Consider the following 853-nt stretch of genomic DNA (forward strand, 5'->3'; position numbering starts at 1 on the left):
CGTCTCTCTCGGATGCATGAGGGCTCCTGTTATTTAACATTTATCCTTTTCTTTATATTGGTATCGTGTTATGATACATAAAAGAACGAATAAAGGTGATTTGGTGATTGAATCTTTTGCTGATAAGCGGTGTAAAGATCTTTTAGAAGGCAATCCGCCCAGAGGCTTTCCCACCACTCTAGTGCGTATAGCCCAAAGAAAGTTGTTTATGCTCGATAAAGCAGTTGATCTTAAAGATTTGCGCAGTCCTCCGGGAAATCGTCTAGAAGCATTGAAAGGAGAGCGTAAAGGTCAATATTCTATCCGTATTAATGACCAGTTTCGTATTTGTTTTGAATGGCGCTCTAATGGCGCCTATGAAGTTGAAATCGTAGATTATCATTGATCTGTAGGAGGTCGAGATGAAAAATTATATAGCGATTCATCCCGGAGAAATTTTACGAGAGGAATATTTAAAAGAATATGCTCTCTCTGCTTATGCCCTTGCAAAAGCATTAAATGTTCCACGCACGAGAATAGAACGTATTGTTGCTGAAAATAGTCCAGTGACTCCCGATACAGCACTAAGATTAGCCTATTTTTTTGATACTACTGCTGAATTTTGGCTTAACATGCAAGCTGCTTACGACGTTAGTATATTACAAACTGAAAAAGCAGACGAATTTGCCAAAATCAATAAATTTGAATGTAGGGTTTAACCACTCCCCACCTTTAAAGATGGGGAAGGGAGGCATATTTTTTAAATTAAGCAACCTTTTTAATGGGGCTCTCTAAACTTGGTTCATAAGCTTTCAACAAAGAATCCGTGCTATGTGGTAGCTCTGAAGCTCCAAAATCTGTAAGAATTGCCAAA

2 protein-coding genes are annotated in these 853 nt (G+C 38.3%); both read left to right on the forward strand.

Features of this window, described 5'->3' with window-relative positions:
* Positions 1-70: 70 nt before the first annotated feature.
* The gene (locus ACFIJS_RS09060) at positions 71-385 is read left to right on the forward strand and encodes a type II toxin-antitoxin system RelE/ParE family toxin (RefSeq protein WP_273755754.1); all 315 of its coding nucleotides are present in this window, start codon (positions 71-73) and stop codon (positions 383-385) included.
* Positions 386-401: 16 nt separating this feature from the next.
* On the forward strand, positions 402-698 hold the full coding sequence (locus ACFIJS_RS09065; protein WP_004861504.1) for a HigA family addiction module antitoxin: 297 nt from the start codon (positions 402-404) through the stop codon (positions 696-698).
* Positions 699-853 lie beyond the last annotated feature (155 nt).

Origin of the sequence: Bartonella sp. OT172YNZD, assembly GCF_042193725.1 — a bacterium.
GTDB classification, from domain to species: domain Bacteria; phylum Pseudomonadota; class Alphaproteobacteria; order Rhizobiales; family Rhizobiaceae; genus Bartonella; species Bartonella grahamii_A.

Coding starts and splice junctions, on each gene's coding strand:
- ACFIJS_RS09060 (WP_273755754.1), top strand. CDS start 71: ATGATACATAAAAGAACGAATAAAGGTGATTTGGTGATTGAATCTTTT.
- ACFIJS_RS09065 (WP_004861504.1), top strand. CDS start 402: ATGAAAAATTATATAGCGATTCATCCCGGAGAAATTTTACGAGAGGAA.